Consider the following 16,286-nt stretch of genomic DNA (forward strand, 5'->3'; position numbering starts at 1 on the left):
CCCGCGACCTGGGGTGTGACGGCAATGGTGCTTGCAGTCATCGTGGGCTTGGTCCTGTCCTACATTCACTTCAACCCCCCGGGCAAGAACCAGACGGTGTCGTTCTACACCGACGATGCCAACTCGATACGCACCGGGGACGAGGTGCGGATGGCCGGCATCAAAGTCGGGACGGTGGCTGACCTGAAACTGCAAACGAATCAGGTGCTCGTCACGGCAAAGATCGACGACTCTGCCTTCGTGGGCGATCAAACGCAGGTGGACGTACGGATGCTCACCATCGTCGGCGGCTACTACGTCAACGTCGTCTCGACGGGCAGCTTGCCGTTGGGCAAGGAAGTCATCCCGCTATCGCGTGTAACCATGCCGTACAACCTCATTCAGACGCTGGTCGACACCACCAAGATCACCCAGAAGGTCAACCCCAAGCCCATCAACGAATCGCTGAATCAAATCCAAACCGGCCTGTCGGGAACAAACATTCAGGTGGTCGCTGCGACCATCGACGCCGGCAATGCTCTGATGTCGACGGTCGAACGGCAGCGGGGCCAGGTGACCAACATCCTCAACCTCTCGGATGAGTACGTCAAAGCGCTCAACGACTACAAGGAGAACCTTGCGTCGCTGGTGAGAAAACTGTCGATCACCACCCAGACGTTGGAAATCTACGACAAGGGTTTCTCCGCGACGCTTCGCGGCCTCGGGGACGTCTTGTTGGCCCTCAAGCCGGTGGGCGATTTCTACGACGGTCACCGGTTGGAGTTCATCGAGAAAGTCAGGAACTTCCTCTACCGAGGCCGATTGTTCGTCGAGCGCAACGGGCTCACGATCCGGGCGCTCAGGCGCACCCAAAATCTGTTCGACCGGGTCCTCAACGCGCAGGACGCGCCACCAGGACTCTTGGCGACGGATCTGTGTGTGCCGACTCCAGGGAGTGCCTGCTGATGCGGCTGCAAATTCCAGAGTTCAGACGGGTGTTGCCGGTGACCGTGGCGGTTGTGGCCGTACTCGGGGGCGCCTCGTGCTCGTCGTCCACCGGGCCAAGCGCTGCCGAGTACTGCGCGACGATGCCCGACAGCGTGGGGCTCTACGTCGGCAACCCCGTCACCCATCTCGGTTATCCCATCGGCGAGGTCTCGTCCATCACCCCGTCGGCTCAGTCCGTCCGCGTGAATTTCACAATCCATGGGGGACAGACCATTCCGGCAGACGCCAAGGCTGTGACCAGGTCGACCTCGATTCTGGCCGACAGAGCGCTTGAACTCGTCGGCGACTACGAAAAGGGTGAGCATCTATCCCCAGAGAGCTGCATCGCCCTGAACCGGTCGTTGACACCGAAGACCCTCTCGGAGGTAATCGGAGCGTCGACCACCTTTCTCGACTCGATCAATCCGGCAGGATCCAACAACATCGCCGGTCTGGTGAACGGTCTCGACGAGGCCGCTCGCAATCAGGGATCGAACGTCAACACGTTGCTCAACACCACGTCGTCGGCGTTTGACTCACCTGATCAGGCCATCGCCGACATGGCTTCCGTGACGCGTAACCTTGGGCAGCTCGTGGGCACGTTGAACGACGTAAACCCCTCGACGAAACAAGTTTTCGACAACTTGGCCTCCCCTGTCGGTGGGGACCTGGCGGAGACGCTGCTCGGCTCCGCTGACGCCTTCGAGGGCATCATCAACCTCACCCTCGCGGCGCAGGACGTCGAAAGGGAACTGGGTCCGCAGGTTCAGCAATTGCTCGACGCGATGTCGGTGGTCATCAGGAAGGCGACCCCGCGCGCCCCGTTTTACGCAAGCCTGCTGAACGTAACTCCACGCGTGATCAACGGGCTGATCAACTTGTCGAACAACCACGACTTCACCCTGCATTATCGACCGCCGACCTATCGCCTCCGGGCGCCCGAGGGGGTCGCTGCGTGCAACATCATGAATGCTCAAGTGCCCGGTAGCTGCGCAAACGTCAAGGGAACCCCATACGCGGTGGACGTAGCACTACTCCAGTACGTACTCACCCAGGCGGCGAGCAAATGACCTCGCGAACCCTGGCGATCGCCGCCACCATGGCCACGGCCACCGTCCTTTCGGTGTCGTCATGCGCGGCCATCAACGTGAATGCGTTGCCGCCGCCCGGTCCGTCCTACGACGACGGGTACGACCTGGTCATGCAATTCGAAAGCGTTCTGAACCTGCCTGAACGCGCAAAGGTGGTACTGGACGGGGTGGCCGTTGGGGTTGTCTCCAACGTCGCACTCACCGACCGTGACGTCGACGTGACGGCGCGGATGGCCCGAGGTGTCGCCGTCCCGTCCGACATCCACGCGGTGCTGCAGCAGGCGACCGTCCTGGGTGACATCTACGTGGCGCTCGAGCGTCCGACGCCGGACGCCACCCGGTCGTCGCCACCAGCGCTCGCGGCGGGCGCAGCCATTCCGATCTCTCAGACGACGTCTCCGCCACAGCTTGAGGACACGATCGCCAGCCTGGCGAACTTCGTCTCGAGCGGATCGATTCAGCGCTTCCAGAACACCCTCATAAAGATCAACCGGATCGCTCCCTCCAGCGAAGAAACCAGAGTTCTGACCGGTCGCATCAAGACGGACCTTTCAGCGCTGGCGAACAATCTCGACTCAGTCGACCAGGTGTTGAACGGATTGGCGAACACGGCAGATGTCGTCGACGCCCGCGTTCCGGACTTGCAGTATCTGGCTTCACCGACAGGGCAACGCGGAGCCAAACACTTCGCCCAGATCGCCAATTACGTAGCCACCGTCCTCCCCGGCATCGGCAGCATCACCCTTGGCGGTTATTGGTTGGTGCCCTTTCTGAACTCGGCCGCGGACGCCTCCGGTGCGCTTCAGGAATCAAAAGTGGCCGGCGAGACGGAAATTCCGAAGTACCGAAACATCTTCAACGACATGTTCCTGGCGACCGAGAAATATCCCGCCATCAACATCCGGTCGATCATCGGTCCCGATGGTCGAGAGCTGTCGGGCAATGTTCAGGAAGTCTTGCGGATTCTGGGGGCGACACCGTGAATGCGATAAAGATCAGAGACGTCGTCTCATATGTGGTCTTCGGACTCATCATCGCCGTGGTCTTGTTCTACTTCGGTTCGCTCGGCTTGCGAGTCGGCGCACCGTCCAACCGAACCAATCTGTCCATGGACGTGCCTGAGATCAATGGCTTGGTCCCCGACTCGAACGTGCTGCTTCGTGGCGTTCCCGTCGGGAAGGTGACCAAGACCAGCACGGACACGAATTCGGCATCCGTCGACTTTTGGGTCGACGGCAAGTACCAGATTCCCGTCGACACCCAGGTGGAATTGCAGAACCTGTCGGCGCTTGGCGAGTCCTACATTCAGTTGGTGCCGCGCAGCGACGGCGGACCCGTACTGACGAACAACCAACGGATAAGTACCGAGTCGGTGGTAGCCCCCGCGTCGGTGACCGAGTTGGCGGCAACCGCCACGCGAATCCTCAATCAACTCGAACCCGGCGCCCTGCAGCGCATCATCGCCGAGGCGGACGTCGCCTTCCCAGACCCAGTGCGAGTGCTTCCCAACCTGTCCCGGACGGCCACCCTGTTCAACAACATGCTCAACGGCCTCAATGGCGAGGGACGCGTACTGCTGAGCAACTTCGGAACCCTGATTCGCAATTCGGAGTGGATTTCTCCAGATCTCACCGCCTTCACCCCGAACGTGACGCTGATTGGTGTGTATTGGCAGGACTTCTTCAAGCATCTGGGCATTCAGTACTCGCGGGACGGGCCAGACAATCAAAGGCAATTCAACCACTTGCTGGATCGCGTTCAGGGTCTGTTGGACACCAATGGGGGCGATCTGAAAGTGCTCGGTGAGGCCTTTCAACCGAAGCTCAACGCCATCGCGGCCACGCTGATGAACTTCGACAGCGGGCAAATCCTGGACAACTTCCTCAACCAGGTGCCGGCCGACGGGATGATCACCCTTCGCGTCAGGCCATGAACTCCAACGGCGACAGCGCCCGTACGCGGATATCCATCAAGAGAGGTTCGACAATGACCATCAATGAAACCGAAGCGCTGGAGCGGCGCGAATCGGACGTCGACTCGGCCCCCGATTCGGATGCCACCGAAGCAGGCGCCACCAAGTCGAAGACCACCCCGTCCGACGAGGCTAGGGCGGAAACTTCGACCGACGAATTGAAGTCGAGTCGTGGATCGAAGTCGGTGTCGATCAGTGTGAGGGGACTGATCGGTGCCGGCGTCATCGTCGCACTGGTGGCCGCGACGGCCGTGCTGGGATGGCTGTACGTAGGTGCGCGTGAACAACTCACGGCTCAAGCCACCCAGTCGGCCAACGATGAGAGAGCCGAGAAGACCGCACTCGATTACGCGGTCAACGCAGCGTCCATGGATTACAAGGACCTGCAGGCATGGAAGGTCAAGCTCACCGCGGGAACCTCGCCTGAGCTCAGCAAGAAACTCTCCGAGGCAGGAACGTCGATGGAACAGGTTCTGGTGCCGCTGCAGTGGAGTTCGAACGCACAGCCCCTGGTAGCGAAGGTCAGGTCTAGCAACGGCGGCATTTACGTGGTGGACAGCTTCGTCAGCGTCCAGACCAAGACCGTTCAGGCTCCGGAGGCGTTGCAATCGACGGCTACCTACAGCACGACGATCGACAGCAACAACAACTGGCAGATCACAGACGTCGGCGGTATTGGCTCGGCCATGGGGCAGAAGTAGCTCGTGCACGTGGTCAATGAGATTGAGCGGGAGCGACGATGAGAGCCAAGGTCCGAGGCGGAGCAGGCGCAGCGATCTGTGCATCGCTGTGGTTGGCGACGGTGGTTCTCACGGGAGCATCGGTAAGCGCTGACCCCGAGATCGACACGGACGACGTGGTTCCGCTCCCGTCGCCTCCGTCGGATAGCTCGCTGATCAGGCCGTTGCCCATAGTCGTGCCGCGGGCGACGTCATGGGCGCCCAAGTTTCCATATCCCTACGATCAGACGAGAAACATGGTGGGCCCCAACGACATCACTGCCATGGGCGAGATGTGTCAGTGGTACAACGCGCAATACGCCACGCTGCGTTCGCAAATCGACAGGTTGCAAACCAACCGGATCGACGACGTCACCGGCAAGGATTTCGACTACACGCGAGACAACATCCAGCAGCAGGTCGACATCGTCAGTACGAACATCGGTCAGGCCGTCGACTTCCTGGGGCCGCGTGCCCAGTCGCTGAGCCAGCCGCAGAATCCCTTTGGCGATCACTACTTCGCCGTCTACGAGGGCGAGGCCTTCTTCAAGCTTTGGGAGCAGTTGTCGAACGTCAACAACGGCATTCTGGCTCACCAACCCGACTGGTTCACCGGCCCCTCGGTGCAGAAAGCAAAGCGCTGGGGCTCGGACATTCACCGTTCGCACGTGTGCGAAGGATGAGCCTCCACTACGCGCGGTTCGGAACGTGCTTTGCGGCATCCGCATTGGCGGTTGTGGGCATCGCAGTTGCGCCCGCGGCATCAGCCGATGCCACCGATGGACTGAGAGCCGCGGTAGCAGCAGCACGCCCGCCGGCATGCGGACCGATTCGATCTGACCCGTTGATCGATCAGGTGGCCACGGACATCAACGACAGCACCGACGGATACATCAACTTCACTGCGCGGGCTGTTCCGCTGGAAGATGCGATGCCATTGCTGACGGACCGCGGTTACGTCGGGGCCAGCAAGGCAAGGATCCTGTCGGGCTCCGCGACGAGCGCCGGCTCATCGATCAAGGCAGCCCTGCTCCAGGGCTACGCCGTTCTCCCGGATTGCTCGTTGAGCGCCTACGGCGTTGCCACGAAGTACAACGCCAAGAAGGACGTGGTCCTCGTGACCGCCGTTCTAGTTGGTTGAGAAGTCCGTGTGCATTCCGCATTCACCTCCTGCTCTACAACTGCCGAAGGAGCCACGTGAGATCTCTTGAACTGGTGGCGGTTGCGTTGGCCGTTGGCCTCACCGCCTTGGCACATGCACCTGCGGCGCACGCCGAGGACACCGTGCGTTACGAGATCTTCTCTGACTCGGTCGGGCAACTGGCCGGTGTCGAGTACCGCGACACCACGGGCAAGCATCTGATCGAGGATGTGCCGTTGCCTTGGACGCTGACCGTGCCGGTGGTCGACGCCACTAGCCCGACCAGTGACGGTGCAGAGGTGCGAGCCGATTGGCGACCCAACTTCCGCACGGCGGCAACCGTCGGACGGGTCTTGCGAGGCCACTTCGTGACCGTCCGCATCACGAGAGGAAACGACGTGCTCTGCGAAAGCATCCTGGATATCGGTAACGCCACGTGTTACGGCGGCGTGCCACACACCGCGGAGAACGAATCATCGCCGGGAAACCTGCCGTGACCCGGGGAGTCGGCAGCACCGCTCGACGGCTCGCCCACTGGCTGGCGGTATTTGGCTGCACGACCGGGCTGGTCCTCGCGACAGCACCGGCGACGCACGCGGAGCCGGACACCGGCGATCCTACGAGTCCGTTTCCAGTAACCAATTTGATCCTAAGCACTTACGACAAGGTCAAGTACGACGACTACTTCACCAGCAGTTCCGGCGGCGTGTGGTTTTCAACCCCGCTGGGTCTCAACTGCGGCATCTGGGATCGCGGCAGCTTCGGGTGCACCGGCGACATTCGCGGTGCCCCGCCGGGGACGACGAACGTGGGATGGATAACCGGACAGATCCAACCACGCTACGACTGGGCGCTTGGTCTGCAGATCCCCCCGGGGCGGGCGGAGCGAGAACTTCCGCAGCGAAACTACGTCGAGTACAACGGGACTCGATGCGCCACCATGGCTGACACCAGCACGTACTGCCAACGCGGTCCGTTCAGATTCCTCGTCACGCCAAACCGCACCTGGCTGGCCCCTCCGTAGAAGGCGCGGCGCCTTCGGGCGTTGCATCGGCAATCAGCCGCATCGACGGGAGGTGACGAACCTTTGGACTAGCTAAGAAAAACCGTTGGCGGACAGATAATTTCGTCACCTCGATGGGAGACATGGTGAACAGTCGAAACAGGCTGATGGTGGGGGCGCTCGCGGCCGTGATCGTCTGCGTGACCGCCGGTCCGGCAGTCCACGCCGAACCGCTGACTCCGTTGACGCCGGGCGAACTGCAGTACCTCGACCAGTTGCGCAAAGTCTTTGCGATCAAGCACGATCCCGCGGCATTCCGTAGCGATGGCGAGTTGCTGACCAGGGGTCGATTCGTCTGTGACAAGCGCGCTGTTGGTCAAGTCGGGTCCGATGCAACCTTCCAGTCTCCGGCAATCATTCAACTGGCGCTGATCTACCTGTGCCCGTGATCAATTCCCAAGGAAACGAGACACAATGAGGATGCGTGTGCTGATGACGGGTTGTGTCGCAGCCCTCATGACACTTGGAGCGCTGGCGTCGCCAGCGGCGCATGCGGATGATGCCGACTTCGTCCGTGACGTCAAAGCCATGGGCTTCTACAACGCCTCCGACAATCTGATCAGCCAAGCGGAGTCGGCATGCTACTTCCTCATCCGCCGCAGGTCTCCCGACGAAGTGGAAGCGCGCATAGCGCGCTACACCAGAGTCGATCCATCGAGTCAAGCTCATCCGTTCTTGGTGTTGGCCGTCAGAACGTACTGCCCTCAATTCACTGACCTCGTCGGCCCCTAGGGCGCCCCCTTCGGCACCGCGCAGGCGGACCGCCCATCGTGCCCATCGCTACCGACCGACCGAGAAGGAGAAGAAGATGGGAACGAGACGTCCAATTACGGTCAGACGAAAGGCAAAGCACGCGCTCCCGACTGCCCGGCGTCCAAGCATGAAGGCCCACGTGGACCTTCGAAACTCGGGACGTCAGGATGCAGGGCATCGCCTGGTCGCGTCCGAATCGTCAAGCGTTCGAGCCACTTCGACGATACGGCCTCGGTGGTCAGTCGGTGTCTACACGAGGGCGTCGGTGCACCCGGTCACTTACCTGCTCCCCGCCCATGAACACGTGGGACAACGAATTGCTCGCATCTTCTCAACGCCCGCGTTTGGAGTTGCAGTAGCCTTTTACGTCGTGAGCGCCTGGGGCGTCATCGGTGCGTTGACGTCTCATGCTCCTCGGGTTCGACCGACCACGACGGACCATCTTGTCGCCGTCTCGAATGCAACACCCCCCGAGGCTCCGACCAGCGTGAGTCCGGCGCCGAAAACTGATGCTTCAGAGGTAGATTCGCGGACAGATCAAATCGACCCGAAATTCTTCGTAGGGTTGCAGAAGGTCGTCGACGGTCTCGATGACCAGTCCGGACCGAACGGGCAGCAAGCAACCGGTGAAAGCATGCCTCCTGCGATCAGCCCGGACGAACCCGCGCAAGATCCGACGACGACAGCGGTCCCGACCGTTGCGCCCCCTATCGAGGCAGTCGTCGTCCCGGGTGGTGAAGTCCCCGACGCATCTTTGCCGACTCCCTCGATACCGTAGACACGGATCATCAACGGCCACTTGCGATCGCGGCTCTGCACGTATCGACCCCAAACTGCATCGGTGCATGCAGGACCGGGACTGCGTCAGAAGTTGCTCGCGCGTTGCCATTTCGACGCGCTACCCCGAAGAGGCTGCGCACAGTTAACCGGTGACATCTGCGCGCACGTACGATGGGACTTCTGGCGAGAGATCGCCCGTCATCAGGAGACCAGGACGTTGGTGAACCATCTATCAACGACTTTCGTATTCCTGAGTTGGTCGATTCGATCGATCTTGGTGTCGGAACCGGTATCGTGAAAGTTCATGTGGAGCAAACTTCTAGCGACAGCCGCCCTGCCGATGATGATTGGCCTCGCGGCGCAGGCGCATGCCACCCCGGCCAACACCCGCGACTTCCTCAAGCAGCTCGAACTCGACGGCATCACAGTCAGTGGTCAAACTGCAATCCGAGAGGGCTACGACATCTGTAGGTTCATGAAGCCACCGGACGGTGGAGCTCTATGGGACGCCGCTCTCAAAGTCAAGTCAGAGCAGCCGGATTGGACTATCGATCAAGCGCTGACATTCGCCAATAGGTCGACTCAGTTCATCTGCCCGAACAGAGAATCATTCCCTGACTAGACGATACTCGCGCCGCTTTCGCCTGAAAAGCGTGCGGGGGAGCGGTGGCGTCAAAGATGCTCCTACCCAAATTCACTCGGCTCTGGCGTGTTGCCATACGCCTCTGAATCAGCGAGCCCAGCCGGCGACACCTCAACCGTAAAGCTGGCATGAAATCGGAACGGTTGACGATGCCGACTGACGGCTGTTCCATTTCGACACACGATGACGTTCGCGTTCGATGTAAGACTAGGAGCAACGCCGCATCAGCGGTCGTTCGTCACCTCAAAGCTGCCAGCAGCGTCCCGATGTCGTCTGTGCTGCCCGACGCCGAAGTTCTCGAGCTTGCACGACCAAAGCGTGGAAGGGGCTCGCCGTGAGCGCGACGTTGGAGTCCGCGATCAGCGCTGACTGGACAGTGCCGGGCTCGCGGCCGCCGTTGGGGGTGGACGACCTTCCTCGCCCGATGTACGCACTGAGATAAAACTGCCTGCTACACAGTTACTTCAGTCCGCCTGTCAGGAGATCTGTAAATGAACGAGTTGCGGTTGACCTCCCCCGTCGAGGCTGCCGAGGCAATTGCGCGCGGTGAGATGGTCGTCGTCGTCGATGATCCCGATCGCGAAAACGAGGGCGACTTGGTGATGGCTGCGGAGTTGGTGAGTGCCGAGTCGATCAACTTCATGGCCACACACGGTCGTGGACTGATCTGCATTCCGATGTTGCGGTCTCGGTTGACCGAGCTCGAAATCTCGGCCATGGTCCAGAATTCCACCGACCCCAATGGAACTGCCTTCCACGTCAGTGTCGACGTGACGGTGGGGTCTACGACGGGAATCTCCGCCACTGAACGCGCCAACACCATTCGCGCGTTGGCGTCTTCTACGAGTCGGCCCGGTGACTTCACTCAGCCTGGTCACGTCTTTCCGCTCGGCTACGTCGATGGCGGCGTGCTTCGGCGCGCCGGTCACACCGAGGCGTCGGTCGATCTGGCGGTTATGGCAGGTTTGGCCCCCGCGGCCGTCATATGCGAAATCGCCGACACCGATGGTGAGATGGCGCGGATGCCAGCGCTGATCGAGTTCGCCGCACGGCATGGGCTGTTGATCACGACGATCAGTGACCTGGTCGAGTACCGACGCTCGCAGGAGCAGGTCGTGCAGCGTCTTTCCGAGGCAACGATGCCGATCGGCGATGCACTGTGGCAGATCCTCGGATACCGCGACGTCCAGGGCAACGAGCACATGGCATTGGTCCTCGGTGACGTCCAATGCGAACCAAGCGTGCTGGTGAGAGTTCACTCCGAATGCCTGACCGGCGACGTCTTTGCCTCCAAGCGCTGCGACTGCGGTGCCCAGCTGGATCTGGCGCTAGAGATGATTGCCGCCGAAGGACGAGGGGTGGTGGTCTACCTGCGCGGCCACGAGGGGCGGGGCATCGGTCTGGTGGAGAAGATACGGGCCTATCGCCTACAGGACGGTGGTCTGGATACCGTGGACGCCAATCTTCAACTCGGCCATCCCGCTGACGCGCGCGACTATCGCGTTGGCGTGCAGATACTTTCGGACATCGGGGTGGGCGCGATGAGACTACTGACCAACAATCCCGCCAAGCGTCAAGCGATCGAAGCTCACGGACTCGTCATCGACGAATACGTCCCTTTGGTGACGCGGCCAACCGCAGAGAACATTCACTATTTGCGCACGAAGCAGAATCGCATGGGACACCACCGGCTCACCCGCGACCCGCTACCAGGCTCGTCGGTGGGCTAAGACCTCCCGCCGTTCATGTCCATCCGGCGGTCGCTACGGGCCGTGATGATGCACACCGGTCCGCGATGGAACTCGCCGTCGCGCACGGGAAACACGTCGTGATCCTCGCAGATGAAAGCAGGATGTCGTTAACAGCGAGCGAGAGACGCTGGCCATTGCAGCGCTGAGGGCGAGAAGGGGTTTTCGGCCAGCGACAGTTCTTTCTGAGAAGTGCCGTGTCTCCTCGGAACAAAGGCTGTCGATCTCGGTCTCTCGCAGGTTTCGACACCGTAAAGTGACCGCGCCGAATCGGTTGCTGCCGAACGGTACTCGGTGGACGACCGGCACTACGCAATCCCGGATGTATTGCAGAAGGGCAAGCCATCCACAGCGAGGCGGTTGATGCCATCACTAATGCCAGTTCCAGACGGACATGTCGCCGGCGGGGTAGTTCATGCAGACGTCGGTGGCCTTGGCGACGACGCCCTTGTTGTTGAAGAACACCTTGGCCCAGTTGCCCCAGTGCGTCGCCACGTTCTCGTAGGGCGGTTGCTCCGGTCGATCATGTACCGCTCGAAGTAGATTGGGCTGGTGTCGCGGGCGGCCTGCAGGTACTGCTCGGTGTTGCAGGTGGTGATGATCATCCGGTGGGGGATGGGGTAGTCGTCGGTGGCGTCGGCTGAGGCGATCCCGGAAGTGGACAGCGCGCTTGTCAGGGCCGCCGCGGCGACACCGAATCGAATTGCTTTGTGGCTCATGGCTCTGTTCTGATCCTGTTCGACTCAGTGCTGCGCCATGGCGGCGTGGGCGAGGATGGGGCGGTTGTCTGGGCAGTAGTAGTTCAGGGCGGCGTTGAGGAATTGCCAGTTCTGTTCGGTGGTGTTGTTGTGGTCGAGGTTGTCGCCGAGGAACGTGGCCGAGTCGAACGCGGTGTGGTCGACGTTGTCGTTCAGCCGTTTGCAGACCAGTTTGCCGATCCAGGCGTTGTAGTCCTTTTGCCCATAGATGCCGTAGGTGTGCAGTTCCTGGGAGAAGTCGGTGTCGGGGTCAGCAGCTGCGGGTGCAGCCAAAACGACTGCGGCACCGATGATCAGGGCGGCGACGATGTACTTCATGACAGCGACTCCTCAGGCTCCTCGCGGTTCGGGACCGGCCAGGCAGAGGACACCGGACGTTGACGCACCGGTACCGGCCACCAAAACCATTTGCCCAGCAGCGCGGCGATCGACGGCGTGATGAACGACCGCACGATCAGTGTGTCGAACAGCAGACCAAGAGCGATGGTCGTGCCGATTTGCCCCAAGATCACCAGGTCACTGAAGATGAACGCCCCCATCGTGGCCGCGAACACCAGTCCGGCGGCGGTGACCACGCGGCCGGTACCCGCCATCGACCGGATGATGCCGGTGTTGAGGCCTGCGCGGATCTCCTCCTTGAACCGTGAGACCAGTAGCAGGTTGTAGTCCGCGCCCACGGCCAGCAGTAGGACGACGGCCAGCGGTATCACCACCCAGAACAGGCGGATCCCGAAGATGTATTGCCACACCAGGACAGCCAGTCCGACCGACGCCCCCAAGGACAGTGCGACGGTGCCGACGATGACGAGTGCGGCGACGATGCTGCGGGTCGCAAACATCATGATCAGCAGGATCAGAGCTATTGCGGCTACTGCGGAGATCAGGAGGTCGTACGTCATCCCCTCCTGGAGGTCCTTGTTGGTGGAGCCGAGTCCGGCGACGTAGATCTTGGCGTCGGACATCGGGGTCGCCTTGAGTGCATCGAAGACCGCGTTCTTCATGGCGTCGATATGCGGGATCGCTTGGGGATCTGCCGGATTGCCCTGGTGGGTCACGATGAACCTGGCGGCCTTGCCGTCGGGGGAAAGGAACAACTTGAGTCCGCGCTTGAAGTCGGCGTTGTCGAAGGCTTCCGGGGGGAGGTAGAACGAGTCGTCGTTCTTGGCGTCGTCAAATGCCTGACCCATCGCGGTGGCGTTCTTGAGCGCCTCTTCGCTCTGGGCATTGGTGCCGCCGGCGGTCGCATAGTTCGTCAGGGTGAGATCGCGGTTGCGTTCCTGAATGGCGATCTGTGGTGGCAACAGGGCAACCAATTGCGGTTGCAATGCGTCGAGCTTGTCAAGGCTTGCGGTGATGTTGGTGAACTTGTCGGACAGCTCGGAGATTCCGTCCACTGAGTCGAAGACCGACCGGAAAGCCTGGCACATCGGGATGTCGAAACAGTGCGGCTCCCAGTAGAAGTAGTTGCGCAGCGGTCGGAATGCGTCGTCGAAGTCGGCCAGCTTGTCGCGCAGACTGTTCACCGTGGCGACGGTGTCGTGGAAGGCCTCGGTCTGCTCGTGGGTGGCCTCGGCGCTCTGCTGCTGCAGCGCAAGTTGCTTGTTGAGCACGTTGATCGTGTTGTCGATCTCCTGGGCCTGCGTGAGCATGTCGTCGGCGCGGTCCTTCTGGTAGCCGAGATTCATGATTTGGCTCGCGCTTGTCGCGCTGATTTGGAACGGAATGGACGTGTGCGTGATCGGTGTGCCGAGTGGTCGCGTAATCGACTGCACCAGAGCAACACCGGGCGTATGCAGCACCGCTTTGGCGGCGCGCTCCAGAATCAGCATGTCTGCCGGGTTGCGCATGTCGTGATCGGTTTCGATCATCAGCAGTTCGGGGTTGATCCGAGCCTGGCTGAAATGCCTTTCGGCGGCCTGCATCCCGACGACACCGGGTGCGTCCCCCGGCATGTAGGGCCGGTTGTCGAAGCTGGTCTCGTAGCCGGGCAGGGCGAGCGTACCGATCAAGGCGATCCCACACGTCAGCACCAGGATCGGTCCGGGCCAGCGCACGATGGCGGTGCCGATCCGACGCCAGCCCCTGGCGCGCAGCTTGCCCTTGGGTTCCATCAGCCCAAAGCGGCTGGCGGTCAACAACACTGCTGGGCCTAGCGTCAGCGCGGCGGCCAGCGTGACGACGACACCGATGGCGGCGGGGATGCCGAGGGTCTGGAAGTAGGGCAGTCGCGTGAATGCCATGCACGCGACCGCGCCGGCGATGGTCAGCCCTGACCCGACCATGACGTGGACGGTGCCGCGCCACATGTCGTAATAGGCCGGGATCCTTTCCAGCCCGTTGCTGCGAGCCTCCTGGTACCGGCCGACGACGAAGATGGCGTAGTCGGTCCCCGCGGCGATGGCAAGCAGCGTCAGAATGTTGGTCGCGTAGGTGGACAGGCCGATGAGTCCGGAGTGGGCGAGCATCGCGACGACACCACGGGCGGCGGCGAGTTCGATGGCGACGGTCACCAAGACAATGAGCATGGTGATCAGGGAGCGGTAGACGAACAGCAGCATGATCGCGATGACCAGGAAGGTGATCGCGGTGACCTCGTTGGTACCCGCGCTGCCCACCTCGAAGTTGTCGGTCTGAAGCGGTGCCGCACCGGTCACGTAGGCCTTGATGCCGGGAGGGGGAGGTGTGTCGGCGACGATTTTGCGCACGGCGTCTACGGATTCGTTTGACTGGGCTTCGCCCTGGTTCCCGCGTAGATAGACCTGGGTCAGGGCGGCCTTGCCGTCCTTGCTTTGCGAGCCGCCGGCGGTGAGTGGGTCGCCCCAAAAATCCTGGACGTGCTCGATGTGTTCGGGGTCCTTCTTGAGCTTCGCCACCAGGCTGTCGTAGAACTCGTGCGCCTGCTGGCCCAGGGGCTGGTCGCCCTCGATCACGACCATCGCTGCGCTGTCGGAGTCGAATTCACCGAAGACTTGGCCGATATGGCGCATGGCGAGAATGCTCGGCGCGTCCGCGGCGTTTAGACCGACCGAGCGCTCGGCGCCGACGACCTCGAGTTGGGGCACGAGGGTGTTGGACAACGCTGCGATGACAATCCACAGGAGCATGATCGGCACCGACAAGGTGCGGATGAGCCGGGCCGGCAGTGGGGCTTTGACGTGCGTGTCGACCTGGTGTCGACTCATGCCGTCTTGTCCAAGCATGCGATGTATCCGTTCACGTTGTCGGAAGACCTTTCGTCTTTGACGATCCCGTTGACGGTGATGCGGCACCTGATGGTGTCGCCGTCGCCTTGGGCCCGTAGGTCGGCGTAGAGCGTTGGGTCGTCAGTGGTCAGCGTCTGCGTCCAGGGCAGCGGGACGTCGGCGACGCGCTGCGGCTGGGCATGGACGTCCAAGTAGTTGATGGTCGCGACGGACCCGGGCGAGCCGAACACCTCGAACAGAACTTTCTTGGGGTTGAAGCCGGTGTTCTCCAGAGCTTCGGAGCCGGGTCGCGAGAGCTCGTTGTCGGAGCCGAAGACACCGTGCAACCGGTAGACGGCGACCGTCGTCAGAGCAACGACGACCGCGAGGACGACTGACATCCAGAGGCGACTAAGACCGCGCAACACACGACTCAACGTTCGACCACTTTCGGTTGTCTCCGATGTTGACGGTGCGCTCGGAGAGGCTCGCCGCCCGACGCCCTCCCCGCCACGATGTGGAGAGTCGAGCCAAGCGAGTAGAACGTATCAGTTCTAGAATGGAACCTCAACGCTCCACTATGAGGGCATGCTCACACTTATGCTGTGTTCGATGAACACGCCGTCCCACACGCTGTCCCACGTTCAGGCCCGCACCCGCAGTGCGATCATCGAAGCGACCGTCTCGGTACTGGCAACGAACCGGACTGCAACGTTGCCGGTAATCGCTGAGGCCGCAGGTGTCGGCCGTACGACGGTGCACCGGTACTTCCCCGACCGCGATCACCTCATCCGAGAAGTCACGGTCGACTGCATTGCCGTGGTTCGTGAGCTTGGCGTTCGCGCAGACACCGCCCACGGCACCCCGGTCGATGCATTGCATCGCCTGCTCGCGGCGTTCTTGTCCGAGAGTGACCGGATCGTGTTCCTTTTCAAGGACCCGGCGGTGTTGCAAAACGTTCCGCCGGATGAGCAACCCGACGACGACTTCGTCATGGAACTCATCCGGCGAGGTCAGGACGAGGGCGTCCTCGCGTCCGATCTGAATGCAGGGTGGATACAGCACGCGCTCCTTGCGCTCGTATTGCAAGGGTGCGAAGACGTGAGCACCGGTGAGCTCCCCGCTCACACCGCGGTCACCACGATCCTGCGAACATTCCTTCGAGGGGCGTCGGCATAGGAGACACCATGCCGGCGATCCGAAACGGTCCTGGAGAAGGGCCGACGGTGAGCCAGAGACGACTTGGGGGAGCGCTGCGATACGTGGGCGGTGTCAGAGACATCGTGATGGGGCTGGCGACCTGTGGTTTGGAGCTGCCGGGAACGCTCACACGTGTTGGCAGACAGAGGCTTTCGGCGAATGCGAAGGCTGCGGCCACTGGTCGCGGGCCGAAGTAAGTGTCCACAGCGCGACCAGCTCGGCGGTGATCATGGTGCACGGCCGAGGATCTCTCCGATGACGCCGTGGTCG

At 61.6% G+C, this 16,286-nt stretch carries 17 protein-coding genes and 1 pseudogene; 14 read left to right on the forward strand and 4 right to left on the reverse strand.

Annotation, left to right across the window (positions count from 1 at the left end; genetic code table 11):
* Nucleotides 1–24 precede the first annotated feature (24 nt).
* The 13 genes from ASD37_RS00080 (at nt 25) to ASD37_RS00140 (ending at nt 10,858) form a co-directional block, all read left to right on the forward strand.
* A complete protein-coding gene (locus ASD37_RS00080; protein WP_056549525.1) occupies nt 25–945 on the forward strand; it encodes an MlaD family protein in 921 nt (306 codons plus the stop codon).
* On the forward strand, nt 945–2,036 hold the full coding sequence (locus ASD37_RS00085; protein WP_056546302.1) for an MlaD family protein: 1,092 nt from the start codon (nt 945–947) through the stop codon (nt 2,034–2,036). The genes ASD37_RS00080 and ASD37_RS00085 overlap by 1 nt, the downstream gene beginning before the upstream one ends.
* A complete protein-coding gene (locus ASD37_RS00090; protein WP_200959723.1) occupies nt 2,033–3,040 on the forward strand; it encodes an MlaD family protein in 1,008 nt (335 codons plus the stop codon). The genes ASD37_RS00085 and ASD37_RS00090 overlap by 4 nt, the downstream gene beginning before the upstream one ends.
* Complete coding sequence (locus ASD37_RS00095) at nt 3,037–3,990, forward strand: MlaD family protein (protein ID WP_056546305.1); 954 nt, start codon at nt 3,037–3,039, stop codon at nt 3,988–3,990. Before ASD37_RS00090 ends, ASD37_RS00095 begins: the two co-directional genes overlap by 4 nt.
* Nucleotides 3,991–4,043: 53 nt before the next feature.
* The gene (locus ASD37_RS00100; RefSeq protein ID WP_056546308.1) at nt 4,044–4,730 is read left to right on the forward strand and encodes a hypothetical protein; all 687 of its coding nucleotides are present in this window, start codon (nt 4,044–4,046) and stop codon (nt 4,728–4,730) included.
* A gap of 38 nt (nt 4,731–4,768) precedes the next feature.
* The gene (locus ASD37_RS00105) at nt 4,769–5,431 is read left to right on the forward strand and encodes a hypothetical protein (protein WP_156720671.1); all 663 of its coding nucleotides are present in this window, start codon (nt 4,769–4,771) and stop codon (nt 5,429–5,431) included.
* Between the two features lie 161 nt (nt 5,432–5,592).
* A complete protein-coding gene (locus tag ASD37_RS00110) occupies nt 5,593–5,889 on the forward strand; it encodes a hypothetical protein (RefSeq protein ID WP_056546311.1) in 297 nt (98 codons plus the stop codon).
* Between the two features lie 56 nt (nt 5,890–5,945).
* Nucleotides 5,946–6,386: a hypothetical protein gene (locus tag ASD37_RS00115; protein WP_056546316.1), complete on the forward strand. Its 441-nt coding sequence runs from the start codon at nt 5,946–5,948 to the stop codon at nt 6,384–6,386.
* 146 nt (nt 6,387–6,532) lie between these two features.
* Entirely contained in the window at nt 6,533–6,913 is a 381-nt protein-coding gene (locus ASD37_RS00120) for a hypothetical protein (RefSeq protein WP_200959724.1), read from the forward strand.
* Nucleotides 6,914–7,026: 113 nt separating this feature from the next.
* On the forward strand, nt 7,027–7,341 hold the full coding sequence (locus ASD37_RS00125; protein WP_235567928.1) for a hypothetical protein: 315 nt from the start codon (nt 7,027–7,029) through the stop codon (nt 7,339–7,341).
* A gap of 31 nt (nt 7,342–7,372) precedes the next feature.
* Nucleotides 7,373–7,684: a DUF732 domain-containing protein gene (locus ASD37_RS00130; RefSeq protein WP_162253205.1), complete on the forward strand. Its 312-nt coding sequence runs from the start codon at nt 7,373–7,375 to the stop codon at nt 7,682–7,684.
* Between the two features lie 1,105 nt (nt 7,685–8,789).
* Nucleotides 8,790–9,107: a DUF732 domain-containing protein gene (locus tag ASD37_RS00135; RefSeq protein WP_056546323.1), complete on the forward strand. Its 318-nt coding sequence runs from the start codon at nt 8,790–8,792 to the stop codon at nt 9,105–9,107.
* Between the two features lie 512 nt (nt 9,108–9,619).
* The gene (locus ASD37_RS00140) at nt 9,620–10,858 is read left to right on the forward strand and encodes a bifunctional 3,4-dihydroxy-2-butanone-4-phosphate synthase/GTP cyclohydrolase II (protein ID WP_056546326.1); all 1,239 of its coding nucleotides are present in this window, start codon (nt 9,620–9,622) and stop codon (nt 10,856–10,858) included.
* Nucleotides 10,859–11,248: 390 nt separating this feature from the next.
* Here the strand turns inward: ASD37_RS00140 and ASD37_RS00145 are convergent.
* The 4 genes and pseudogenes from ASD37_RS00145 to ASD37_RS00160 form a co-directional block, all read right to left on the reverse strand.
* Nucleotides 11,249–11,595: pseudogene (locus ASD37_RS00145) on the reverse strand (DUF5078 domain-containing protein).
* 24 nt (nt 11,596–11,619) lie between these two features.
* Nucleotides 11,620–11,952, reverse strand: coding sequence for a DUF732 domain-containing protein (locus ASD37_RS00150; protein ID WP_056546328.1), 333 nt, complete (start codon nt 11,950–11,952; stop codon nt 11,620–11,622).
* The gene (locus tag ASD37_RS00155; protein WP_056546332.1) at nt 11,949–14,816 is read right to left on the reverse strand and encodes an RND family transporter; all 2,868 of its coding nucleotides are present in this window, start codon (nt 14,814–14,816) and stop codon (nt 11,949–11,951) included. The genes ASD37_RS00150 and ASD37_RS00155 overlap by 4 nt, the downstream gene beginning before the upstream one ends.
* The gene (locus tag ASD37_RS00160) at nt 14,813–15,241 is read right to left on the reverse strand and encodes an MmpS family transport accessory protein (protein ID WP_370072445.1); all 429 of its coding nucleotides are present in this window, start codon (nt 15,239–15,241) and stop codon (nt 14,813–14,815) included. Before ASD37_RS00160 ends, ASD37_RS00155 begins: the two co-directional genes overlap by 4 nt.
* A 187-nt stretch (nt 15,242–15,428) precedes the next feature.
* Between ASD37_RS00160 and ASD37_RS00165 the strand changes: the two genes are divergently transcribed.
* The gene (locus ASD37_RS00165) at nt 15,429–15,995 is read left to right on the forward strand and encodes a TetR/AcrR family transcriptional regulator (RefSeq protein ID WP_200959725.1); all 567 of its coding nucleotides are present in this window, start codon (nt 15,429–15,431) and stop codon (nt 15,993–15,995) included.
* The last annotated feature ends 291 nt before the right edge of the window (nt 15,996–16,286 follow it).

The organism is Mycobacterium sp. Root135 (assembly GCF_001426545.1).
GTDB lineage: Bacteria > Actinomycetota > Actinomycetes > Mycobacteriales > Mycobacteriaceae > Mycobacterium.